A 24,843-nucleotide genomic window follows, 5' to 3' on the forward strand; every position below is an offset into this window, starting at 1 on the left:
GAATATTTTTCTTAAATAGCGTTTAAACACAAAAAGGATGAACCAGCTTCAAGCTGGTTCATCCTTTTGTTTTATAGTTGTTTCAGTTCGCTGATCCTGTGGATTACAGAGTCGCGTTTTTCGCTATAGTCTTTTTCCTTGGCACGTTCTTCTTCGATGACGCTTTCCGGCGCCTTTTTAACGAAGCCCTCGTTGCCCAATTTTTTCTGTACGCGCTCAACTTCTTTATTAAGTTTGTCGAGTTCTTTTTCAAGACGTTTCACTTCTTCGTCAATATTGATCAGTCCTGTAAGCGGAAGGATTAGCTCTACGCCAGTTACGACAGCTGTCATGGCTTGAGCAGGTTCTTCGACTTCGATTCCGATCGTCAATTGTTCAGGATTACAGAAACGCTCGATATAGCTGCTGTTTTTCTGTAATGTCCCTAAGATGGACTCATCTTTCGCTTTTAAGATCAAATTGATTTTTTTGCTTAGCGGTGTGTTTACCTCAGCACGGATATTACGGACGGAGCGGATGATTTCAACCAGCAGCTTCATTTCCTCGGCTGCAGCTGTATCCGTCAACCCTTCATTCACTTCCGGCCAAGCGGCAACAGTGATGGACTCACCTTGATGCGGTAGGTTCTGCCAGATTTCTTCGGTAATGAATGGCATGAACGGGTGTAACAATCTCATCGTGTTATCCAGTACATAAGCCAAGATCGAGCGCGTCGTTTTCTTAGCTGCTTCGTCTTCGCCATATAGCGGAAGCTTCGCCATTTCAATATACCAGTCACAGAAATCATCCCAAATGAAGTTGTAAAGCACACGGCCCACTTCACCAAACTCATAACGGTCCGCAAGTCTGGTTACGTTTGAAATCGTTTCATTCAAACGCGTCAAGATCCATTTATCAGCTACAGACTTCTCACCGCTTAAATCGATTTCGTCATAAGTCATGCCGTTCATGTTCATCAAAGCAAAACGGGATGCGTTCCAAATCTTATTGGAGAAGTTCCAAACCGCTTCCACTTTTTCCGTGCTATAACGAAGGTCCTGGCCTGGCGAGCTGCCCGTGGATAAGAAGTAACGCAGCGAATCGGCACCGTATTGATCGATTACATCCATCGGATCGACACCATTACCAAGCGATTTACTCATCTTGCGCCCCTGTTCGTCACGAACCAGACCGTGGATCAGCACATCTTCAAATGGACGTTCACCTGTGAACTCAAGAGCTTGGAAAATCATCCGCGATACCCAGAAGAAAATGATATCATAGCCTGTCACAAGTGCCCCGGTTGGATAGTAGCGTTGGAAATCGACACTGTCCTTGTCAGGCCAGCCCATAGTCGAGAACGGCCATAATGCCGAGCTGAACCATGTATCAAGAACATCTGTATCTTGTTCCCAGTTTTCAGCGTCCGCAGGCTCTTCGTGACCTACATACACTTCACCTGTTTCTTTATGGTACCAGGCTGGAATGCGGTGACCCCACCAAAGCTGACGGGAAATGCACCAGTCACGGATATTTTCCATCCAACGCAGGTACGTTTTTTCGAAACGGTCCGGTACGAAATGAACTTTTTCCTCATCGGTTCCTTTTTGAAGCTCAACGGATGCATCAGCCAACGGCTGCATTTTAACGAACCATTGAGTCGAAAGATATGGTTCAACAACAGCACCGCTTCTCTCTGAATGGCCGACTGAGTGAAGGTGATCTTCGATTTTGAAAAGTACTCCTTCTTCCTGAAGGTCCTTGACGATTTGTTTCCGGCATTCAAAACGGTCCATGCCTTCATATTTACCAGCCTTTTCATTCATCGAGCCATCTTCATGCATGACAAGGATGCGTTCCAAATCGTGACGGTTCCCGATTTCGAAGTCATTCGGATCATGGGCCGGAGTAATTTTGACCGCGCCTGAACCGAATTCCATATCGACATAATCATCACCGACAATCGGGATTTCCCGGCCTGTAATTGGCAAGCGGACCATTTTGCCGATCAAGTGTTTATAACGGTCATCTTCAGGGTGAACAGCAACAGCAGTATCGCCAAGCATCGTTTCTGGACGGGTGGTGGCAATTTCAATTTCACCTGATCCGTCAACCAAAGGATATTTCATATGGTAAAATGCGCCCTGCACATCTTTGTAAATAACCTCGATATCGGATAACGCCGTTTTCGTTGATGGATCCCAGTTGATGATGTATTCGCCGCGATAAATCAAGCCCTTGTTATAAAGCGAAACGAACACTTCGCGCACAGCTTTTGAAAGCCCTTCATCAAGAGTGAAGCGTTCACGTGTATAATCAAGTCCAAGACCGAGCTTTGACCATTGTTCACGGATATGGCTCGCATATTCCTCTTTCCATTTCCATGTCTCTTCAACGAATTTTTCTCGCCCAAGGTCATAACGGCTCACGCCTTCAGCACGAAGTTTCTGTTCTACTTTCGCTTGAGTGGCGATACCGGCATGGTCCATGCCCGGTAACCATAAAACGTCATAGCCTTGCATCCTCTTCATGCGTGTCAATATATCTTGAAGCGTCGTATCCCAAGCGTGGCCAAGATGAAGCTTACCTGTCACGTTAGGCGGCGGGATGACAATCGTATATGGTTCTTTTTTATCGTCACCCGTCGTTTCGAAAAACTTTCCATCAAGCCACCATTTGTAGCGGCCTTTCTCTATCGTCTGCGGATCATATTTAGTCGGCATAGAAATTTGGTTCTCTTCCATAACATTTCCTCCTTTTTGGGCATAAAAAAAACTTCCATCATCACAAAAGGACGAAGGAAGTTGTTCGCGGTGCCACCTTTTTTCCGAAAAAGAAAAAAATCTCTTTCGGCTCTCAAATCGGATAACGGCTCTTCACCGGCCTTCGCTACTAAGAGGTTCACGAAGACTGCTCGCGGACGACTTCGGATGCTGCTGCCTGGAAACCTCGCACCAATTTGGTTTCCTCTCTGAAAAGTGCATTTCATCTTACTATTTCCGGTCTTTGCATTGATTTATATTCATATGTAAAATCATTGAATGCATATAGTATATAGTACAAAAAACATGGGGCTCCAGTCAATCATCTTTTCGCTTACTTTCTCAGTAATCATCCCATTTGATACAATTCAAGTTCATTTTCTTTAGTTTATCCTCCAGGAACAGTGAATGTGACGGCTGTTTCACCTTTTCCACTGCCCACCCATAGAATATAAGAAGTCCTAAAAAGGAAGGTAATAATATGAAGCGAAGATATACTCCCTATACTTTACCGCCTTGGGTGAAGAAATTCCGCGGTGTCTGCCAGCAGTTCATCTTCCCCTTTATTGTGTTCCAAGGATTACGTACGCTGATTTTCCCGACTTTCTTCGATATGCTCCTGCTAATCGCCTTTATTTTCCTGGCCATGTCTTTGTATTTCGACTGGATTTAAGTATTCCCTTACAGCAAAAAAATATACATGACTGGAGATGATCCAATCATGTATATTTAGCTTGGGGGTGATTGTTCTTCTTTGGCAGCCTCGGCAGCAGCCTTTTTCTTCTGTTCGATTTCTTCGATTTTCATCACCATATATTCAATATTTTTCAAAAGCCAAAATTGCCGCTGCAGTTGTGTAACATTATCAAGCTCTGAACGATGACCCCTGCCATCGGAGTAACCCTTCACTAATTCCAAAGCTGACCCAGGGAATGCCAGATAACTTTGCATGAGCAGCAATTCTTCTTCTTTCAACGGAAAATAACGAAAATAGTTATATAGCCAGTCAACGCAGTCATCGCATTGGACAGGATAGGTCCTTGCCGATTTAACGAGAAATGGCAGTAAATCGAAATGCGGCGGAGCCGTATTCGAATTCTCAAAATTGATGAAGTAGCCATATCCCCGCTCATCATAAACGAAATGCTTCATGGAAACCTTTCCGTGCGTGACCACGGTTCGAACCTTTTCACTATCCTTCGTTTTTTCATACCAGGTTTCAAACTTCTTGATCGAGTACTTCAGCGCCTGTGAAATATCAGTGTAGAAAGAACAAACCGTCAGTTCGAATGGAGACATATACCACTTCTTTTCACAGCTGACAATATACTCATCGATAAAGTCCTTCTCGTTATTCCAGGCATCAAGCGTCCGCTCATAATGGGCTTCCCGTTCCTCGATATCCACTTGTATTTCCTTAACGGAAAGTGTATGCATCCTAGCAAGCTCCCTGAACATTTGCTTATGATTTTCATCGCGCTCCCCGTCCCTTTCATTATTGAGCCAGGGCATCAGGTAATACAAACGTCCATTATGAAGAACGGCGTAACGCTGATCCATCGTTTGATAAATGGGAACGATCCGGTTATAGCCTCGATGGTACAATTTTTGAACATTTTTGATAAAATCAATGCCGTTCTGCGGTAACATGGATTTCAAGGCAAATGTACCGCGATCACTGTATATTTTTTTTACACGTCCGAAGTCCTCAATATATTGTACATACATGGCATATTCCTTCAATACGGTCTCCGTGTCCCGATCCCGATTGGCAGGCTGCTGATTCTCGTTTTCCCTCACGAGACTCACTCACTTTCTCTAAAAAAACTAAACGATCCGATTCCTCTAGCACCTAAAAAACAGGAGCAGACCATATGCTCTGCTCTCTGTCCTGGTCAATTCTTATATGCAACCGCCTTCGGTATATAGATGACTTGCCCTTCATGGACGTTCTGATTCGACTCCAATTCATTGCTGAAAAGTATCGATTGAACCGTAACATCATATCGTTGAGCCAAGTCATCAAGCGTTTCCCCTTGCTGAACAATGCAAACCTTCATCCTTACCAGTTCTTCTTCTTGTTTCCGTCCGAATAAATCCATGATGGATAGCTGCTTTTCATCATGATCGGCCGTTTCTTTATCATCACGTTCCGCGGCTTGCTTCCTGCCTTTGAAATTCTTAACCTCCTTAGCCGGAGGGGCTGGTCTTTCCCTCTTTTTGAATAGATCGCTTATGGACGAATTGAATTCCTCTTCCTGCTCCACCTTCACATTCTCATTAAGGATAGGACCCGCTGCAACGTCATCTTCTCCCTGCCTGATGACATCCTCGGTTTCCAAATTTGCAACCGGGCTATTTTGATGCTTGGTTGCATGACTTGGCTCTTCCACTACTTCTTCTCTCAATGTCACCTTAGGAATCTCCATCTTCTCCATGGAATCCTGCCTGCTTGGTACTTCCTCCAGTTTCGCCTCTCCCATTGAAGGTACCTTTTCCGCGGAGTCAGGCGGATCGCCAATTACTTCTTCTTCTACAGCTTCTTCCTCTCTATGCACTTCCGTTTCCCACTCCTCCTCTTCAGGATATGGTGAAACGGGCATTTCAAAAACTGGGACATTATGCTGATCGCTTAAATAAATCGGTTCCTCTTCTTCTTCTTCGTTTGCTTCAGAAACTCGTTTTGATTCTGCAGAAAAAGGCGCGTATAACTCTTCTTCCTCCTCATCACGGAAAACAGGCTGAAAATCCGGGATTGGCGGCACTGCAGCTGCATAAGGAATATATGACTCATTTTCCCCATCCGTTTCTTCCTGTTCCTCTATTTCTCCAACTTCCTGCTCGGTATCGAAACGTTCTTCCACATATGAATCATTATAGATTCCGGTTATCAAAAGGTCCGCCTGCAATTTCAAACAGTTATGCTCTGGCATGGCATAATCAAAGCTTTGAATCGAGACATCGACCTCATCCAATGAGGCAATCCGATTATTCGGAATCGTTATATCAACCGGAAAACGGTGTGTGAACTCATTAAGTCCATCGAGATGCCTCTCGACCTTTTGAACCGCTTTTGGCAAAAAGGTCTGCGAAAACTCCTCTTCTTCACCATTTTGCGAGCCTTTGTATTCACCGCTTAAATCTAACGAGCCTCGTATATAAACATATTGATCACTTTCTTGAATCGCCACATTTGGATCAAGGGAAATGGAATATAGCTCAGCCACTTCCTGTCCCTTCTGGAACCAAACGGATTCCTCTAAAGAAAATCGTAAATACGATTCATTTTCTTGCGACAAGACAACTCCTCCTTTCAGCTTCAGGAAACGGTACCTATACCAATATCAATCTATGAAGGGAGGAAGCTGATTATTCCTTAATTTCATTTGCAATACTCCTTATATTTCCTAAGCCTTTTAAAAAGAAGGAGTTTCAATTTTCAGGCTAAAATTACGCTGGATTGTATCAACCGGCCTCCTACTTTTGATTCGTTTCTTCCATTTACCGATTGAATTCAAAAAAAACTGGCTGCCATTCTCCAAAAGCCTTTGGAAAAATGGTAGCCAGTTCAAATTTATTATTATCGAATATAGCGGTAGTTCATGAAGCCTTGCATCATTTTTTTAACTTTGCAAAAGCCTTTTCTGCCGCTGCAATGGTCTTTTCGATATCTTCATCACTATGTGCAGTGGAAAGGAATAAACCTTCAAACTGTGACGGCGGCAAGTAGATGCCTTGATTCGCCATTTCCCTATAGTAAGAAGCAAAGAACTCTAAGTCGGATGTTTTAGCTGTATCATAGTTTATGACTTCTTCATTAGTAAAGAAAAGTCCAATCATGGAACCGGCACGGTTGAATGTATGGGGAACTCCGTACTTTTCCGCTGCTTCGCCAATTCCTTTTTCGAGCATATCCCCTTTTCGGGTGAACTCATCATAGGATTCTGGAGTCAATTGGCTCAGCGTTTCAAGGCCAGCCGTCATCGCAAGAGGGTTACCAGATAATGTCCCCGCTTGATAAATTGTCCCACTCGGGGCAATTTGTTCCATGAATTCGCGCTTGCCTCCGAATGCTCCGACAGGCAAACCGCCGCCAATTACTTTCCCAAGGCAAGTCAGGTCAGGTACGATGCCAAAATAGCCTTGTGCACAATTATAGCCGACACGGAACCCTGTCATAACTTCGTCAAAGATCAATAGAGCCCCGTATTGGGTCGTCACTTCACGTAAGCCTTCGAGGAAACCAGGTTGTGGCGGAACCACGCCCATGTTCCCTGCAACAGGCTCTACGATGATGCAAGCGATGTCTTCGCCAAATTGTTCAAACGCATATTTGGTTGCAGCAAGATCATTATATGCTACGGTAATCGTATTTTTTGCAATGCCTTCCGGTACTCCAGGGCTATCCGGTAAACCTAATGTTGCAACGCCTGAACCCGCTTTGATTAGCAATGAATCGCCATGGCCATGATAGGAACCTTCGAATTTCAGGATTTTATCACGGCCTGTAATGCCTCGTGCCAGCCTTAGTGCACTCATCGTCGCTTCGGTTCCTGAAGATACCATCCGGATCATTTCAATCGAAGGCACCCGTTCAATGACCAACTTGGCCAGTTCATTCTCTATAAGCGTAGAAGTTCCAAAGCTTGTACCTGATTCCGCTACCTTTTTCAATGATTCCACGACACGGTCATTCGTGTGACCCAGGATAAGCGGTCCCCATGATAGAACATAGTCGATATATTCATTTCCATCGATATCATACATTTTTGAGCCTTTTCCACGCTCCATGAAAATGGGATCCATGTCCACAGATTTGAAGGCACGTACCGGGCTGTTCACGCCGCCTGGCATCAAATTTTTTGCTTCGGCAAACGCTTTTTTCGATTTTTCATATGACCGCATGATTCAATCCCCTTTTTCCATTACAGGTTATATTTTTTCTATCATTGATTATCTTCGTTTATCCAGCGTGCTACCTCTTTTGAAAAATACGTAATGATCAAGTCGGAACCTGCGCGTTTCAAGCCTGTCAGCATTTCCATCACTATCGCTTTTTCATCAATCCAGCCATTTTGGGCAGCAGCCTTAACCATTGAATATTCACCGCTGACATTATAGGAAACAACCGGAAGATTAAAGTTATTCTTAACGTCCCTGATGATGTCCATGTAGGAAAGGGCTGGTTTCACGATTAGGAAATCCGCACCTTCAGCAACATCGGATTCAGCCTCACGGAACGCTTCAAGGCGATTGGCGGGATCCATTTGGTAAGTTTTCCTGTCGCCAAATTGTGGCGCACCATTCGCAGCATCACGGAATGGGCCGTAAAAGGCCGAAGCATATTTCACCGCATAGGACATGATCGGAATATCTTCATAACCCGCTTCATCCAGACCTGTACGGATGGCCGCAACGAAACCGTCCATCATATTGGAAGGCGCAATGATATCGGCGCCGGCCTCTGCCTGGCTGATTGCCGTTTTGGCAAGAAGGTCAAGAGATGCGTCATTGAGGATTTTTTCCCCTTCAACGACCCCGCAATGGCCATGGCTTGTATACTCACAAAGGCAGGTATCCGCAATGACAATAACTTCAGGATATTGTTTTTTAATAAAGCGGGTTGCCTCTTGCACAAGTCCGTTGTGATGAAATGCCCCTGTGCCCTGTTCGTCCTTATCATGATCAAAAGGGACACCGAATAAAATGACTGATTTAATTCCCAAACTCACGACTTCATCCATTTCGGCCCCCAGATTATCCATGGAAAGCTGATAGATGCCTGGCATAGAGTTGATTTCATTTTTCACATTTTCCCCGTCGATGACGAAGATCGGATAGATCAAATCCTCTTTATGCAATTGTGTTTCACGGACTAATGCCCTCATGCCAGCACTTGCACGCAAGCGGCGGTGGCGATTGAATGGAATGTTTTTCATTTTAAAGTTCCTCCCTTTTTACTTCTTTTCAAGATGAAGCGTATTAACTCCGCAACCATGGCATCCGTCGTATAAACATCTGGACAGACATCTACGGATAGCCCATGTTTTTCAGCCGTTTTAGCGGCAATCGGCCCGATACAGGCGATGATGATCCGGTCTATGTATGTATCCAATTCATGGCGTTTCATGATCTGTAAAAAATGATTGACCGTCGATGAACTCGTAAAGGTTATGATGTCGATTTCATGGTTCTTTATAAGACGCACCAGTTTTTTTTCACTGCTTCGGGGAAGCACTGTATGATAAATAATCACTTCATCACAAGATGCACCAGCTTCATTGATCGCCTCCGCAATGACTGCCCTTGCGAGATTTCCTTTTGCCAGCAGCACGCGTGCCCCCGGATCAAGCCGGGTATTGAACTCCGCCACGAATCCTTCGGCAACAAACTGAACTGGAACAAAATCCGCCTTATATCCATGTCGTTTCAGGGCCGCTTCTGTTTTGGAGCCGATTACGGCTATTTTCGGAAGCTTTAAAGGCTGGTTTCCAAGTAGCTTAAAGAAGAAATCCACCCCATTTTGACTGGTCAGAATGATCCAGTCATATGTAAGCAACTCTTCTAACCGCTGTTGTACATCTTCCATATGATCAGGAAGAGTGAACTCAAGCAATGGCACAAGAAGCGGCGTTCCGCCATTTTTTTCGATCGACTCTTTTAAACCATCTGCCTGTCCTTTCCCTCTGGTGATTAATACCTGATAATCCTTAAGAGGTTGAACGGGATTCATTACTGATCAAGCTCTTCTTTTACGCGATCGATCAATTCTTTACCGCCCATTTCACTAATCTGTTTGGCAGCAGCATGCCCAACCGCCTCGGGATCAGCACCCTCAACCATTTCTTTATAAATCACCTTTCCATCCGGGGCAGCGACTAAAGCCGTCAACGAAATGGATCCATTATCTTTTGCCACCGCAAATCCGGCAATCGGAACTTGGCATCCGCCTTCCATTTTATCCAAAAAGGCACGTTCCGCTTCAACCGTTCTTTTCGTTTTTTCACAGGTCAATTTTGCAAGTTCCGCCAACAGATCTTTGTCGTCTTCGCGGCATTCAATGGAAAGTGCTCCTTGTCCAACCGCCGGAATACAAATATCCTCATCTAAAAATTCCGTTACGATGTCCTGCTCCCATCCCATTCTTGATAGTCCGGCCGCTGCTAAAATGATAGCATCATAATCTTCCGTTTTCAGCTTATTCAGACGGGTATCGATATTACCGCGAATCCATTTAATTTCAAGGTCCGGCCTTCTAGCCAAAATTTGCGCGCCGCGGCGCAAGCTGCTTGTACCTATGATGGAGCCGGGCTTCAGTTCGGAAAGGGTTTCATGGTTCTTTGATATCAAGGCATCCCGATGGTCCTCTCTCGGTGGTATGCAGCCAATCGTCAAGCCTGGAGGCAGCACTGCAGGCATATCTTTCATACTATGTACGGCCATATCAATTTCTTTATCAAGCATCGCTTGTTCGATTTCTTTAACGAATAAGCCCTTTCCGCCAACCTTGGAAAGTGTTACATCAAGGATTTGGTCACCCTTTGTGACAATTTCCTTCACTTCGAACTCGTATGGAACCCCAAGCTCTTTAAGTTGATCGATAACCCAGTTCGTTTGGGTGATCGCTAATTTACTACGTCTAGAACCGACAATTATTTTTCTCATAGTTTCCTCCTATGTATTCCAAAAGTGGAATGTTGAAAGGCTTCCGAAAAGGAAAAAGTTAATTAACACAATCATGAAAGATCCAATATTCAGAAAGGCTAGTGTCCTTCCATACATTTGTTTCCGAATTTTCAAGTATAAAAACACACTGTAAGCGATAAGCAAAATGAATGAGCCGATGATTTTCATGTCCAGCCAGGATACTCCAGGCACTTTTATATAAGCCCATTGAATCCCCAGGATAAGGGAGACCACTAATAATGGAACACCTATTACCGCGAGGACATAAGACATATGCTCGAGCTTTGTTAAATCGCCGAGTCGAAGCAGGCGTTTCCCCCATTTCTTCCTTTTCAGTAAATCATATTGAATTAAGTATAAAAGTGAAAAAACGAACGAAAGCGTGAATGCCCCATATGATAGGATGGCAAAAGTGATATGTATGAGCAATAGCTCTGAAACCAGGCGCTGTGCAAGCACTTGAGATTCTATCTGAACAGGTGCAAAGGTATGGATGGCCATGACCATGAAACCTAATACATTCGTAAAAAAGACCGTAAAATCGACTCTTAGCAATCGGTTAATGATTAAAGATAGCGATATGAGGACCCATGCATAAAAATATAAGCCTTCAAAAATCGTCAATACCGGGAACCTTCCCGTTTTCAACACATACAGAAACAAAAAAATTGTTTGCAGTACCCAAACAATAGAAAGCAACCAGAAGGCGACCCTATTCGCCTTCTGGTTATTATTAAGGAAATCGATAAAATATAAAAGCATACTGATGGCATACAACAAAACAGTGGCTTCATGCAATCTTGTCATTAGTAATTCCATATCTACCTCATTACTGGACAGGAACTGGATTCAATAGGGATGACTTGGAGCTGTTCCGTTCTTTTTCATCCGCAACCAGCTGGTCTTCAATCAATTCCTCTAAATGGAAGATTTTCATGAAATTATTCAATTGCTCTTTTGCATTCGGCTCATCTGCCAGCTCTTTTGCATATAGTATCGGATCTTTCAGCATTTGGTTGATGATGCTTTTCGTATGCTTGTTCAGAACTTTTTTGTCACGTTCGCTTAAATGCGGAAGCTTTCTTTCGATGCTTTCCATCGTTTCCTTCTGTATCGATAGGGATTTTTCCCGTAAAGAAGAAATGACGGGAACCACACCAAGCAAATTAATCCATTGGTTGAAGTCCACAATTTCTGATTCGATCATCAATTCTATTTTCTCGGCAGCTTTTTTACGTTCTTCGATATTGGCTTGCACGATCCCTTCAAGATCGTCAATGTCATACAAGAAGACATTTTCCAGCTCGGCCAATGTCGGATCGAGGTCACGCGGCACTGCGATATCGACCATGAAAATAGGACGGCCTTTACGAAGCTTATTGACGAATGACATCATTTCCTGTGTTACAAGAAGATCTTTTGATCCAGTTGAAGTAATCAGGATATCAGCTTCCACTAAAGCGCATTGCAGCTCTTGAAGCTGTTTCGCCGTACCATTGAATCTCTCGGCTAGGTCGACTGCCTTCTGGAAGGTACGGTTAATGACCGTAATGCTGTCTGCGCCATTGCTATGAAGATTTTGAATGGCCAGCTCACCCATCTTACCGGCCCCAAGAATCAAAACATTCTTGCCGTTCAGGCCTCCAAAGATTTTTTTTGCAAGCTCGACTGCCGCATAGCTGACGGAAACGGCATTGGTATTGATTTCGGTTTCCGAATGAGCTTTTTTAGCTAATGTAAGGGCTTGCTTGAAGAGATGGTTAAAAACGGTACCGATCGTATCTTCCTTCTGACCTAACAGATAGCTTGAACGTACTTGTCCCAAAATCTGAGTTTCTCCCAGTATCATGGAATTCAGGCCGCAGGTAACTGAAAATAAATGCTCGACAGCCCCATCACCTTCATAAATGAACAGATATTTAGAAAATTCTTCTTTATCGATATTAAACCATTCCGAAAGAAATTCCTTTATATAATACCTGCTTGTATGAAGCTGGTCACCGACCGCATATATTTCCGTCCTGTTGCATGTAGAAATAATAATGTTTTCCAAGATGCTTTTTTTATTTTTAAGAGCTTTCATTGCCTCGGCAAGTTCGGCTTCGTTAAACGATAGTTTTTCCCGAATTTCTACAGGGGCAGTTTTGTAATTTATACCAACCGCTAGAATATGCATCCTTTTGTTTTGCACCCCCAAAATTTTTCATGTAAATTTATTATACCATGTACTAAAATGGTTTCACGCATATAATATGAACAGTTTATGAAAACGTATGCTACCATGGAAAAGACAGCCAAAACGCCTGAATTGTTACAAGGTGTCTAAGCGGATTTGTAAGTTACAAATATATTTCGACATTGTGTACAAAAGTAACATATCAAAAATGGCAAAAAACTTCAAGTAATCGAATTGCATAGGAGGATAAAATGAAAACGCAGCGTATTTTCCCAGGAATCGTTTTAATCGGTTTCGGGCTCTATTTTTTTCTTGAACATTCTCAAATCGAAATCTTTCCAGGCTTTTTCAGCTGGCCCACTTTATTATGTATAGTTGGTGCCGCCTTCCTGATTCAGGCATATAGCGGTAATGAATATGAGTCCATCCTGCCGGGCGTCATCTTACTCGGGTTCGGGGCTCACTTCCACATTGTCGAGAACCTGGATATTTGGCCGGATAATATAGGTATCTTTATTTTAATCATCTCTCTGGGATTTATTCTAAGGGCACGTAAAACAAATTCTGGAATGTTTCACGGCATGGTAATATTCATCATCTCGATCACTTTATTATTCTATGATAAAATCAAAACGTCTTTCGGGTTTGTGGATACAACTACTGCGAACATCGAAAGGTTTTGGCCATTTGCCTTGATGGCAATCGGCATTTATTTTTTGGTTCGAAAAAAGTGAAAATTTGATTGGCAATTTTTTTGAATTCCATAAAGAAAAAGGGTATTCCAGATGCGGAATACCCTTTTCTTTTACATATATTTCTTAAGGACGCCCCATGCTTGTTCCTTACCTTCGCCTGTTTCACCAGAGAATAGAAGCAATTCATCTTCTTTTTCCATATTTAACGTTTGGCGCGTGATTTTCAAGTGCTTCTGCCATTTGCCTTTTGGAATTTTATCCGCTTTGGTGGCAATAACGATCCGGGGCAGGTCATAATGCTTCAGGAATTCATACATTGCGATATCATCCTTTGTCGGGGGATGACGCAAATCGACGATCAGAAGCGCAGCGCGGAGCTGGTCACGGGAAGTGAAGTACGTTTCGATCATCTTTCCCCAAGCATCACGCTCCGTCTTAGATACTTTTGCATAACCATAACCCGGTACATCCACAAAATGGAGTGCTTCATTTATGATATAAAAATTCAAGGTCTGCGTCTTACCCGGTTTAGAGGATGTGCGCGCCAAGTTTTTTCGATTGATCATTTTGTTGATGAAACTGGATTTCCCAACGTTGGAACGGCCTGCCAAGGCAAATTCCGGTATTGGGGTATTTGGATATTGTTCAGGCTTCACAGCACTGATGACAATATCTGAACTCGTCACTTTCATTCGTTCACACCTACCAATGCATGCTCAAGGACTTCATCGACGTGTGAAACTGGAACAAATGTTAATGCTTTACGGACACTTTCCGGGATATCATCAATATCCTTTTCGTTATTTTGCGGGATGATGATTTTCGTAAGTCCTGCGCGATGGGCCGCTAAAGATTTTTCTTTAAGCCCGCCGATCGGAAGAACCCGTCCGCGTAATGTAATTTCGCCTGTCATGCCTACCTCTTTTCTGATCGGCCTATTTGTAAGGGCCGATATTAACGCTGTTGCAATCGTGATGCCTGCAGAAGGGCCATCTTTTGGGACCGCACCTTCAGGGACATGAATATGGATATCATATTTTTCATGGAAGTTCGCATCAATCTGAAGTTTCTCGGTTTTTGAACGGACATAACTGAAAGCAGCCTGGGCTGACTCTTTCATTACATCGCCAAGCTTTCCTGTCAGGATCAGCTTGCCTTTACCTGGTGATAAGGAAACCTCGATTTGGAGCGTATCGCCACCTACCGACGTGTACGCTAACCCATTGGCTACACCGACTTGGTTCTCGACTTCCGCCTGTCCATAATGGAACATGGTTTTCCCTAAAAACTCCTCGACATTCTTTTCAGAAATGACGACCCGCTTTTTATCTCCGGAAACGATGATTTTTGCAGTCTTCCGACAGATGCTTGCAAGCTGTCGCTCCAGACTCCGAACACCGGCTTCCCGAGTATAGTAACGGATGATTTTTGTTAGAGCTTCCTCACGGATTTGCAGTTGTGTCTTCAATAAACCATGGTTTTCCAGCTGTCTAGGCAGCAAGTGATCCTTGGCTATATGAAGTTTCTCTATCTCAGTATAACCTGCAATCGAAATGATTTCCATACGATCACGAAGCGGACCTGGAATCGATCCCAAATTATTCGCCGTCGCGACGAACATGACTTTGGAAAGATCGTAGGTTTCTTCAATATAATGATCACTGAAATTATGATTTTGCTCCGGATCAAGCACCTCCAGCATCGCTGCAGATGGATCTCCCCTAAAGTCATTGGACATCTTATCCACTTCGTCCAGTAAAAAGACAGGATTGATCGTTCCTGCTTTTTTCATGCCTTGAATGATCCGTCCCGGCATCGCCCCTACATATGTGCGGCGATGTCCGCGGATTTCTGATTAATCGCGCACTCCACCTAAAGATATACGGACGAAATTCCTATTCAGGGATGAAGCGATCGATTTAGCCAGGCTCGTTTTCCCGACCCCTGGCGGTCCCACCAAACAAAGGATCGGTCCCTTCAATGAATTAGTCAATTGCTGGACGGCCAAATACTCAAGCACCCGCTCCTTCACCTTTTCCAAACCATGGTGGTCCCGGTTCAGGATTTTTTCGGCTTTATGAATATTCAAGTCATCTTTGGTCGCCTTGGTCCACGGAAGCGAAATCAGCCATTCGATATAATTGCGGATGACAGAACTCTCGGCTGAGCTCGAAGGAACTTTTTCATAACGGTCCAATTCCTTTAATGCCGTTTCTTTGATGTGCTCAGGCATATCCGCTTCTTCAATCTTTTCGTTGAGGACCTCAATTTCCCCTGTTTTTCCTTCTTTATCGCCCAATTCCTTTTGGATCGCTTTCATTTGTTCTCGTAAATAATATTCCTTTTGAGTCCGTTCCATCGAACGCTTAACACGCTGGCCGATCTTTTTCTCGAGAAAAAGAACTTCCTTCTCGTTATTGATGATCTCGATGACACGGCTTAAACGCTCTTTCATATCAATGGTCTCAAGCACTTCTTGCTTCTCCTTCAATTTCAAAGGCAAGTGTGAAGCGATTATATCCGCTAATCGCCCAGGCTCTTCAATATCCGAAGTGGACGAAAACGTTTCACCGGTTATTTTTTTGGACATTTTTATGTATTGTTCAAAATAATCCAATAGTGTGCGCATTAATGCTTGATGTTCAGCATCCTTTTCATCACTGTCTTCATATATTTTAATCTTGGCACCATAATGTGTCTCATAATCGTAAAATTCAATGACTTCTGCGCGGTTCAACCCTTCCACCAACACCCGGATTGTACCATTCGGAAGCTTCAACATCTGTTTTACCTTTGTTAAAGTTCCCATTGTAAATAAATCTTCTTCACCTGGTTCGTCCAACGAAACATCTTGTTGTGTCGTCAAAAATATAAGATGGTCTTCCACCATTGCTTTCTCAAGGGCTTGCACTGATTTATCTCGGCCTACATCTAAATGAAGTACCATCGTTGGATATACAAGCAGTCCTCTAAGCGGCAGGAGGGGGACGATGATTTCTTTATCAGTCATTTCCTGACACCTCCATCTAATTAGTATCGTCGTTGCAAACTATTTACCCATGTTCTCAACCTTTTAACAATTCTATCCTATTTATATAGAAGTGTCTATTCGTTTACCTTAACACGTTTCGACTGCTATTATTATCTCCAATATTAGATAAAAAAGCACGTTTGAATGCGTGTTTATTTTTACGTCAAGTTTGTCGGGAACGCCAATATGGCCCTTAAAATGCCCCGGTTCTATTTTTAGCCGGGGCATTTCCTTTATACACTTTCTTTTTTTGATAGGTCCAAGGTTGTAAGGATTTGTTCCGATATCAATTCTTTTTTCAGTGCCTGATCCAGCACTTCTTTTACATTCGAAACGGGAATGATTTCTATATCCTTGATTTCAGCTAGAAGCGGCTGCATGTTTTCGGCTGGAATGATTACTTTCTTTGCCCCGGCAAGTTTAGCCGCCTTGATTTTCGGAATGACACCGCCGATCGGTTTAACGCCGCCATGAATGCTTATTTCTCCAGTCATCGCCACGGTGTGATCAACAGGGATTTTATATATGGCCGAGTATATGCCTGTGGCCATTGCAATTCCTGCAGAAGGGCCATCTACTGGACTTCCGCCCGGAAAGTTCACATGGATATCGAATTGATTGGCAGGCACTCCCATCGACCGTAAAACTGTAATGACATTTTCTATCGAACCTTTTGCCATGCTCTTGCGGCGAATCGATTTGCCACTCCCGCCGCCGATACTTTCTTCTTCAACGATGCCGGTAATGTTTATCGAACCTTTTTCATCAGAGGCAGCCATGACCGTAACCTCGATTTCCAGCAATGCCCCGCTATTGGGACCATAGACTGCAAGACCGTTGACAAGGCCTATTTTAGAATTCGATTCTATTTTCCTGTCCATTCTTTGGGTCAGCTGGCTGCTATGGGCCATCCAATCTATATCTTCTTCTCTGATAAAAGTCCTGTTTTCATTAATTGATATTCCTGCAAGAGTCTGAATCATGTTGACGGCTTCCCTGCCATTTCGGGCATAATCCGAAATCGACTGCAAGCCCTTTTCACTGATGGTGATCCCCACTTTATCAGAGGCATTCTTAGCCACGGTGATTATTTCATCCCGGTCAAGTTCACGAAAAAACACTTCTATGCATCTTGAACGTATCGCAGGCGCGATTTCATTTGGCGTTCTTGTTGTGGCTCCAATCAGCCGAAAGTCAGCCGGTAGTCCATTTTTAAAAATATCATGGATGTGAGTGGGAATATTTTGATTTTCCTCTTGATAATAAGCACTTTCCAGAAAGACCTTACGATCCTCCAATACCTTTAACAGTTTATTCATCTGTATTGGATGAAGCTCCCCTATTTCATCTATGAACAGTACGCCACCATGAGCATTGCTGACTGCCCCCTGCTTTGGCTGCGGAATGCCAGCCTGTCCCATTGCTCCAGCTCCTTGGTAGATTGGATCGTGCACAGAACCAATGAGCGGATCGGCAATTCCTCGTTCATCAAACCTGGCTGTGGTGGCGTCCAATTCGACGAAAACGGCCGAATTCTTAAAGGGGGACTTTCCATTTTTCTTCGCCTCTTCCAAAACAAGTCTGGCAGCTGCCGTTTTCCCTACCCCTGGAGGACCGTAAATTATCACATGCTGGGGATTCGGCCCACATAAGGCGGCTTTTAAAGATTTAATCCCATCTTCTTGACCGATGATTTCATTAAATGTGCTGGGTCTAACCTTTTCTGCCAATGGCTCTGTTAACGAAATCGACCTCATCTTCCGTAATTGGTCCATCTCTTTACGTGAATCACGGTCAATGGAAACTTTTTGTGTCCGCTGGCCTTTCAATAAGTTCAAAAAATACAATCCAATAATGATCCCAAAAAACAGCTGGATAAACAACGCCAATCCTGTCCAATTCATCGTATTCCCTCCTGCACTCTCCTAGTTTGTCATTTCTGTTAGTATCTCCTTTGGAAGGGCGAAATTATCCAAGAAATTCGCGTTGAAAATTTTGGCGTTTTTATCCCAAATAACAATAATTTGGAAAAACACAAAGAAAAAAGACTGCCAGGATGAACTGGCAGTCTTGCTTTTTCATATAAATCAAGCAGATGTTTTCTTTTCTTGTCCTTTGATGGTTGTACCGTCCTTTAGGACGAGCTTTGGAGATTCGTTTTTCGAAATCGTGCTGCCTGTGATCACACATTTTGCAACATCATCACGTGAAGGCAGATCGAACATCACTTCAAGAATGATGCCTTCGATGATGGAGCGCAGACCACGTGCACCAGTTTTACGTTCAATTGCCTTTTTAGCAATTTCACTTAGCGCTTCCTGTTCGAATTCCAATTCAACATCGTCAAGCTCAAGCAATTTTTGATATTGTTTAACAAGGGCATTTTTCGGCTGTGTAAGGATTTCAATCAAAGCAGCTTCATCCAATTGCTCAAGAGTCGCAATTACCGGAAGACGTCCGATGAATTCCGGAATTAATCCGAAACGAAGCAAGTCTTCAGGAAGGACTTTGGAAAGCAATTCTTTTTCTGCAATATCATCCTTTTTCACGTCAGAGCCAAAGCCAATGACTTTTTGACCAAGACGGCGTTTGATGATCGGTTCGATGCCATCAAAGGCACCGCCGCAGATGAACAAAATATTGGTCGTATCGATTTGGATGAATTCCTGATGTGGATGTTTACGTCCACCTTGAGGCGGAACGCTTGCAACTGTTCCTTCAAGTATTTTCAATAAAGCCTGTTGCACACCTTCACCAGACACGTCACGTGTAATGGAAGGATTTTCCGATTTACGGGCAACTTTATCGATTTCATCAATATAAATGATGCCTTTTTCCGCTTTTTCCACATCATAATCAGCTGCTTGGATCAATTTTAGCAGGATGTTTTCGACATCTTCCCCAACATATCCAGCCTCCGTCAATGAAGTGGCATCAGCAATGGCAAAAGGAACATTCAGTAATCGCGCCAATGTTTGCGCAAGAAGGGTTTTCCCGCTTCCCGTCGGTCCGATTAGGGCGATGTTACTTTTGGAAAGCTCCACATCGTCGACTTTGCTATTGGAATTGATACGTTTATAATGATTGTAAACAGCGACAGCCAAAGATTTCTTTGCCTGTTCTTGTCCAATCACATATTCGTCAAGAATTTCACGGATTTCCATAGGTTTAGGAACATCTCTGAATTCTACTTCTTCATCAGTGCCCAGCTCTTCTTCGACGATCTCCGTACAAAGTTCGATACACTCGTCACAAATATAGACACCTGGACCAGCAACCAGTTTACGGACTTGTTCTTGTGTTTTACCGCAAAAAGAACATTTTAACTGTCCTTTTTCATCATTAAATTTAAACATGTACGTTCACCCCTTTAAATACTCTTCCAACTCTATTACATAGCGGTACCCAATCGTAATGAAAAAAACTAGGCACACATCTACTTAAACATTCCAAAATCCTAAGTATGTTTTGCATTTTATCATGTTCTTGGAAGTTTAGTAACAAAAATGCTCACGGTCCGAGTTGTTAAATAAGTACAATAATCAATCAATATGTATTTGCCCTTTACCAGTATGCCCAAAACTTTGGATTTTTAAAAGCAGGATTTGCTGTATAAATATGTATATGCGGTATTAGAACTAATCTACACCGAAATCCAAAAAAAATCAATCAGGAAATAACCGATATTTGAAATTTACACTAATTCTCAATATGTATAAAACAAGGCACGATTACTCGCGCCTTGTTTTTTAAAGGAAATATTTTAATCTACTTATTTAATAAAAATTATTTTGCGTCAACTGTTTTGCTGTTTTCTACCAAGAAGTCAATCGCTTTCTTAATTTTAAGATCGCCTTTGATTCCTTCTAAGTTTCCAAGAGCTTGTTTGATCGCGTCAACTTCCATATTGTACATAGTAGCCATTTGTGCAAGTTCAGCTTCTACATCTTCGTCAGTAGCTTCAAGTTTTTCAACTTCAGCGATCGCTTCAAGAGTTAGGCTCGTACGAACTTGACCTTCAGCTTCTTCTTTCATTTGCGCTTTTAAAGCTTCTTCGTCTTGACCTGAGAATTGGTAGTAAAGTTCCAAATTAAGACCTTGAGATTGAATGCGTTGAGAGAACTCATTCATCATGCGGTCAACTTCGTTTGAAATCATTGCTTCAGGAACGTCTATTTCTGAACCTTCAACAGCTTTACCAATTACAGTGTTTTGAATGAAGTTTTCTTCTTCATGTTTTTTGTCATGCTCTAATTTATGTTTTGTTTTTTCTTTAAGTTCAGCCAAAGTTTCCACTTCGTCGTCGACATCTTTCGCGAACTCATCATCCAACTCAGGAAGTTGTTTTGTTTTGATTTCGTGAATTTTCACTTTGAATACTGCTGGTTTACCTGCAAGTTCAGCTGCATGGTATTCTTCAGGGAATGTAACTTCGATATCTTTTTCAGCGCCAGTTTCAAGACCTACAACTTGCTCTTCAAATCCTGGAATGAAAGAGTTTGAACCGATTTCCAATGAATGGTTTTCTGAAGCTCCGCCTTCGAATGCTTCACCATCAACGAATCCTTCAAAGTCAAGAACAACTGTATCGCCTTCAGCAACTTGTCCTTCTTCTTTAACGACAAGCTCAGCTTGACGCTCTTGCAAAGTTTTCAATTCGTTTTCAACATCTTCGTCAGTTACTTCAGTATTGAATTTTTCAACTTCAACACCTTTGTAATCTCCCAATTTAACTTCAGGCTTAACTGTTACAGTTGCAGTGAAGATCAGGTTTTCGCCTTTTTCCATTTTCTCGATGTCGATTTCTGGACGATCTACAGGCTGAATTCCAGCTTCTTCGACAGCATTTGCATAAGCATCTGGAAGAATGATATCAAGCGCATCTTGGTAAAGTGATTCTACGCCGAATTTTTTTTCGAACATTTGACGTGGCATTTTACCTTTACGGAAGCCAGGTACATTTACTTGTTTCACTACTTTTTTGAAAGCTGCGTCTAAACCTTCGTTTACTTTTGCAGCGTCAACTTCGATTGTTAGTACGCCTTGATTACCTTCTTGTTTTTCCCATTTTACAGACATGTGTTTCCCTCCAAAAATCTATATACTTCAATAATAAGCATTGGATGAATATGCTTTGCAAGTGTTAACAAGTCATCCTTCAAATATACCCAAAAAATATTGGGGAAATCGTCAAAATTAGACGATTATACATTACAACCACTACATTATACCACAGGATTAATCTGTTACAACAGCAATAGCTTAAATAATGGGATAAGAAATTTCTTCAATTTCTTTTATATAGGATAGAATATCAGCAACACTTTCCTCATCAGCATGGTAAAGGTCCGCTAATTCCCTCATGAAAACTTCCCCGGTCATGTATTCTTCCGCCAAGGCATGGTAGGCAGCTGCCCATGCAGGCAAGCTTTCTGGTCCGGTTTCAAAAGGAAACAATAAAAAAGAATGACGTTCAATCAAACTATGGACCATTTCAAATAAGCTCGGATTATCCTGACTGATTTCCTCTTCGGTCAGTCCGGTTACCTTCTTATAGAAGTCCGTCTCCTTCAAACTTTTCAATTCGCTTGGTATGACCGACTTTGATTGATTGAATTTCTTCAACGTCACTTCCTCGTTATATTCCTGGTCGATAAGGATGTTAAGGAGCATCGTTTTAAAGAAAGGGTGTCCCTCATCTTTTTGTAGAAATTCTAAGATTTGAGGGATAAATGGTCGAATATTGATATTCGTGAGCTTCGAAATGACCATAAGCATTTCATTATCCGTTGTCCCTTCAAAAAGTTCATCCTCCTGCAATTCCTCTGAAAGCTGCTGATTTTGCCTTTCCTTCTCCTCTTTCTTATCCTCAAGGGCCCTTTTACTGAACTGAAGCATCTTTTCGAAATGTTCCTCTTTATCAAAAGGAATTTGGCTTTCTTCAAATAGCAGTTCGATCGTCGTGACCATTTCCTGATGCTCGCCCAATTGCAGCAGTACCATCAAATAAATATTGATCAGTTGAAAGTAGTCGCCGATGCCTTTATTCAGCATCTCTATACACAACTCTTTTGACTCCTGGTAATACTCAAGTTCGACTAACGAGACCACTAGTCCCATGCAAACTTCATCATTTTCGGGCTCATACTCCCTGGCTTGGCTGAAAAGCTGTGCAGCCGCTTTAAAGTTTCTGTTTCCAAGCTCATCCAGTCCTTTTACAATCAGCCTTTCACCGAGATTTGGAAAGGCGATAATTTTGGTTTCTCCGGCCTTCTTTTCGTTGTTCTCATCATCCATCCTATTTTCCGCCTCACCGTTCGCTTTTTGAGAAACAGTTTAGCATGTAATAGCTGGAAACACAAAAAATTATATGCCTGATGAACGCCTTTTCGTCTTTCCCCGATAAAAAAAAATCCCGCTTCCTTTCAATTAAGAAAGGATAACGGGAAATGACCTTCTTCGATTAAATACTTGATACTGCCTTTTTTTGAGATTCATATGCAGAAATCTCTTTATCATATTGAAGCGTTATCGAAATTTCATCCCAGCCTTTGATGAGCATTTCCTTCCAATATGGATGAATTTCAAAGCTTGTTTCAAACCCTTGACCATCTTTCAATGTCTGATTGGGAAGGTCGATCGTCAACTCATAATCAGGTGCCGACACCCTCTCCATTAAATAGTTTACTTCAGTCAGGGTTAAAGCGATGGGAACCATGCCATTTTTCATGCAATTACTTTTAAAGATATCAGCATAAGAAGGAGCGATGATAATATCGAATCCATAGTCTTTCAATGACCAAGGGGCATGCTCACGCGAAGAACCGCAGCCAAAATTCTCACCTGCTATTAAAATGGATGTGTTTTGATTATGGGGCTGATTCAATTCAAAATCTGGACGTTCCTGTCCATTTTCATCAAAACGCCAGTTATAGAATAAAAACTCGCCAAAGCCGCTTCTCTCAATCCGTTTTAAAAATTGCTTTGGAATGATTTGGTCCGTATCCACGTTTTTACGGTCAAGTGCCGCCGCTCTTCCTTTATATATAGTAATGGGTTCCATTCTCTGCACCTCCGGTTAATTCGTATTCTTAATGGACTTGTTCAGTTCTTTTCAAATTCCTGATATCGACAAACTTCCCATGAATGGCGGCCGCGGCTGCCATAGCTGGACTAACCAGGTGCGTTCTTGCTCCAGCTCCTTGCCTGCCTTCAAAGTTCCGATTACTTGTGGATGCACAATGCTCACCGGCCGGAACAACGTCAGGATTCATGCTCAGGCACATGCTGCAGCCCGATTCACGCCATTCGAACCCCGCAGATTTGAAAATCTCATCCAACCCTTCATCTTCCGCTTGCCTTTTGACGCTTTGTGAACCGGGTACAACCATCGCCCGAACCCCTTTATGAACGGTTTGGCCTTCGATCATTTCTGCGGCTTGCCGTAAGTCCTCAATGCGTGAATTGGTACACGATCCTATGAATACATGTTGTACGGGAATTTTCGTGATCGGCATGCCTTCCTCAAGACCCATATACTCAATGGCCCGATTCAGTTCCTTAGGATCCATGATATCTTCTGCGAAGGTAGGTACTTTCCCGTCCACTCCACTAGCCATTCCAGGATTTGTCCCCCAGCTAACCATTGGTGAAATCAGGCTGCCATCAAGAATGATTTCTTGGTCATATACAGCATCCTCATCACTGGAAAGTGACTTCCAGTCCTGAACACAGCGGTCAAACTCTTCTCCTTTCGGCAAATATTTACGACCTTTCAAATAGGAGAAAGTTGTTTCATCGGGAGCTACCAGCCCCGCTCTTGCCCCGCCTTCGATCGACATATTGCAAACCGTCATTCTCTCTTCCATTGACATATCCCGGAAGACTTCCCCACAATACTCAATGATATGTCCCGTACCGAAATCGACACCGAATTTAGAAATCACATATAAAATGACATCTTTCGCCATCACGCCATGACCAAGCTTGCCATTAACCTCAAGCTTTAATGTTTTGGGTTTTGTTTGCCATAGGGTTTGTGTGGCCAATACATGCTCGACCTCACTCGTACCGATTCCAAACGCAATCGAGCCAAACGCACCATGTGTGGATGTATGACTGTCTCCGCAGACAATCGTCATCCCTGGCTGTGTAAGGCCTAATTCCGGCCCGATAACGTGAACGATACCTTGATCCGGGCTGTCTAAATCAGCAAGACGGATGCCGAACTCCTTACAGTTTTGCTCAAGCGCCTCTAATTGTTTCCTTGCAATATCATCCTCGATGAAATAGCGATTAACGGTTGGCACATTATGATCCATTGTCGCGAAAGTACGTTCGGGTCTCCTGACTGAACGTCCTTTTAATCTCAATCCTTCAAATGCTTGCGGAGAGGTCACTTCATGAATATATTGAAGGTCTATATAAATTAAATCCGGTTTATTCTCCTCTTCATTTACAATATGGCGATCCCATATTTTCTCTATAATCGACTTTCCCATCTTTATCCCACCT

18 protein-coding genes, 1 pseudogene and 1 other annotated feature are annotated in these 24,843 nt (G+C 42.8%); of the genes and pseudogenes, 2 read left to right on the plus strand and 17 right to left on the minus strand.

Annotated features, from left to right (window positions below; genetic code table 11):
• Nucleotides 1–71: 71 nt before the first annotated feature.
• Nucleotides 72–2,723 carry a valine--tRNA ligase gene (locus MKY17_RS19930; RefSeq protein WP_098370065.1) on the minus strand — a complete coding sequence of 884 codons (2,652 nt, stop codon included), beginning with the start codon at nucleotides 2,721–2,723 and terminating at the stop codon, nucleotides 72–74.
• A 43-nt stretch (nucleotides 2,724–2,766) separates the two neighbouring features.
• Nucleotides 2,767–2,995: a binding site (T-box leader), on the minus strand.
• A gap of 227 nt (nucleotides 2,996–3,222) precedes the next feature.
• Here MKY17_RS19930 and MKY17_RS19935 point away from each other — a divergent pair.
• Entirely contained in the window at nucleotides 3,223–3,414 is a 192-nt protein-coding gene (locus MKY17_RS19935; protein WP_098370063.1) for a hypothetical protein, read from the plus strand.
• Nucleotides 3,415–3,470: 56 nt separating this feature from the next.
• Here the strand turns inward: MKY17_RS19935 and ysxE are convergent, their stop codons facing one another.
• From ysxE to hemA, 8 genes are all read right to left on the minus strand, one after another.
• Nucleotides 3,471–4,541 carry a spore coat protein YsxE gene (gene ysxE, locus MKY17_RS19940; protein ID WP_260398063.1) on the minus strand — a complete coding sequence of 357 codons (1,071 nt, stop codon included), beginning with the start codon at nucleotides 4,539–4,541 and terminating at the stop codon, nucleotides 3,471–3,473.
• 95 nt (nucleotides 4,542–4,636) lie between these two features.
• Nucleotides 4,637–6,040: a stage VI sporulation protein D gene (gene spoVID, locus MKY17_RS19945; protein WP_339200479.1), complete on the minus strand. Its 1,404-nt coding sequence runs from the start codon at nucleotides 6,038–6,040 to the stop codon at nucleotides 4,637–4,639.
• Nucleotides 6,041–6,356: 316 nt separating this feature from the next.
• A complete protein-coding gene (gene hemL / locus MKY17_RS19950) occupies nucleotides 6,357–7,646 on the minus strand; it encodes a glutamate-1-semialdehyde 2,1-aminomutase (RefSeq protein ID WP_098370061.1) in 1,290 nt (429 codons plus the stop codon).
• Nucleotides 7,647–7,687: 41 nt separating this feature from the next.
• Nucleotides 7,688–8,680 (minus strand): porphobilinogen synthase, encoded by a 993-nt coding sequence (gene hemB / locus MKY17_RS19955; protein WP_076364930.1) that lies wholly within the window; start codon nucleotides 8,678–8,680, stop codon nucleotides 7,688–7,690.
• Nucleotides 8,677–9,474: a uroporphyrinogen-III synthase gene (locus MKY17_RS19960; protein ID WP_098370060.1), complete on the minus strand. Its 798-nt coding sequence runs from the start codon at nucleotides 9,472–9,474 to the stop codon at nucleotides 8,677–8,679. The genes hemB and MKY17_RS19960 overlap by 4 nt, the downstream gene beginning before the upstream one ends.
• A complete protein-coding gene (hemC, locus tag MKY17_RS19965; RefSeq protein ID WP_098370059.1) occupies nucleotides 9,474–10,406 on the minus strand; it encodes a hydroxymethylbilane synthase in 933 nt (310 codons plus the stop codon). The genes MKY17_RS19960 and hemC overlap by 1 nt, the downstream gene beginning before the upstream one ends.
• A gap of 9 nt (nucleotides 10,407–10,415) precedes the next feature.
• Nucleotides 10,416–11,246 (minus strand): cytochrome c biogenesis protein, encoded by an 831-nt coding sequence (locus MKY17_RS19970; protein ID WP_048688893.1) that lies wholly within the window; start codon nucleotides 11,244–11,246, stop codon nucleotides 10,416–10,418.
• A 10-nt stretch (nucleotides 11,247–11,256) separates the two neighbouring features.
• Nucleotides 11,257–12,603 (minus strand): glutamyl-tRNA reductase, encoded by a 1,347-nt coding sequence (gene hemA / locus MKY17_RS19975; protein ID WP_098370058.1) that lies wholly within the window; start codon nucleotides 12,601–12,603, stop codon nucleotides 11,257–11,259.
• Between the two features lie 251 nt (nucleotides 12,604–12,854).
• On the opposite strand from hemA, the gene MKY17_RS19980 reads away from it, so the two are divergent.
• The gene (locus tag MKY17_RS19980) at nucleotides 12,855–13,337 is read left to right on the plus strand and encodes a DUF5668 domain-containing protein (RefSeq protein ID WP_098370057.1); all 483 of its coding nucleotides are present in this window, start codon (nucleotides 12,855–12,857) and stop codon (nucleotides 13,335–13,337) included.
• Nucleotides 13,338–13,408: 71 nt separating this feature from the next.
• Here the strand turns inward: MKY17_RS19980 and yihA are convergent, their stop codons facing one another.
• The 8 genes and pseudogenes from yihA to leuC all read right to left on the minus strand — a co-directional run bounded on the left by yihA (nucleotide 13,409) and on the right by leuC (nucleotide 24,830).
• Entirely contained in the window at nucleotides 13,409–13,990 is a 582-nt protein-coding gene (yihA, locus tag MKY17_RS19985) for a ribosome biogenesis GTP-binding protein YihA/YsxC (protein WP_034308918.1), read from the minus strand.
• Nucleotides 13,987–16,308: pseudogene (gene lon / locus MKY17_RS19990) on the minus strand (endopeptidase La). Before lon ends, yihA begins: the two are co-directional and overlap by 4 nt.
• A gap of 254 nt (nucleotides 16,309–16,562) precedes the next feature.
• A complete protein-coding gene (gene lonB / locus MKY17_RS19995) occupies nucleotides 16,563–18,233 on the minus strand; it encodes an ATP-dependent protease LonB (RefSeq protein WP_098370055.1) in 1,671 nt (556 codons plus the stop codon).
• 183 nt (nucleotides 18,234–18,416) lie between these two features.
• Complete coding sequence (gene clpX / locus MKY17_RS20000; protein ID WP_034308926.1) at nucleotides 18,417–19,685, minus strand: ATP-dependent protease ATP-binding subunit ClpX; 1,269 nt, start codon at nucleotides 19,683–19,685, stop codon at nucleotides 18,417–18,419.
• A gap of 430 nt (nucleotides 19,686–20,115) precedes the next feature.
• Nucleotides 20,116–21,408: a trigger factor gene (gene tig, locus MKY17_RS20005; protein WP_098370054.1), complete on the minus strand. Its 1,293-nt coding sequence runs from the start codon at nucleotides 21,406–21,408 to the stop codon at nucleotides 20,116–20,118.
• A gap of 183 nt (nucleotides 21,409–21,591) precedes the next feature.
• Nucleotides 21,592–22,626 (minus strand): tetratricopeptide repeat protein, encoded by a 1,035-nt coding sequence (locus tag MKY17_RS20010; RefSeq protein WP_339200482.1) that lies wholly within the window; start codon nucleotides 22,624–22,626, stop codon nucleotides 21,592–21,594.
• Between the two features lie 166 nt (nucleotides 22,627–22,792).
• Nucleotides 22,793–23,392 (minus strand): 3-isopropylmalate dehydratase small subunit, encoded by a 600-nt coding sequence (leuD, locus tag MKY17_RS20015; RefSeq protein ID WP_339200483.1) that lies wholly within the window; start codon nucleotides 23,390–23,392, stop codon nucleotides 22,793–22,795.
• Nucleotides 23,393–23,420: 28 nt separating this feature from the next.
• A complete protein-coding gene (leuC, locus tag MKY17_RS20020; RefSeq protein ID WP_098370051.1) occupies nucleotides 23,421–24,830 on the minus strand; it encodes a 3-isopropylmalate dehydratase large subunit in 1,410 nt (469 codons plus the stop codon).
• Nucleotides 24,831–24,843 lie beyond the last annotated feature (13 nt).

This window comes from Peribacillus sp. FSL P2-0133 (assembly GCF_037975445.1).
GTDB lineage: Bacteria > Bacillota > Bacilli > Bacillales > DSM-1321 > Peribacillus > Peribacillus simplex_E.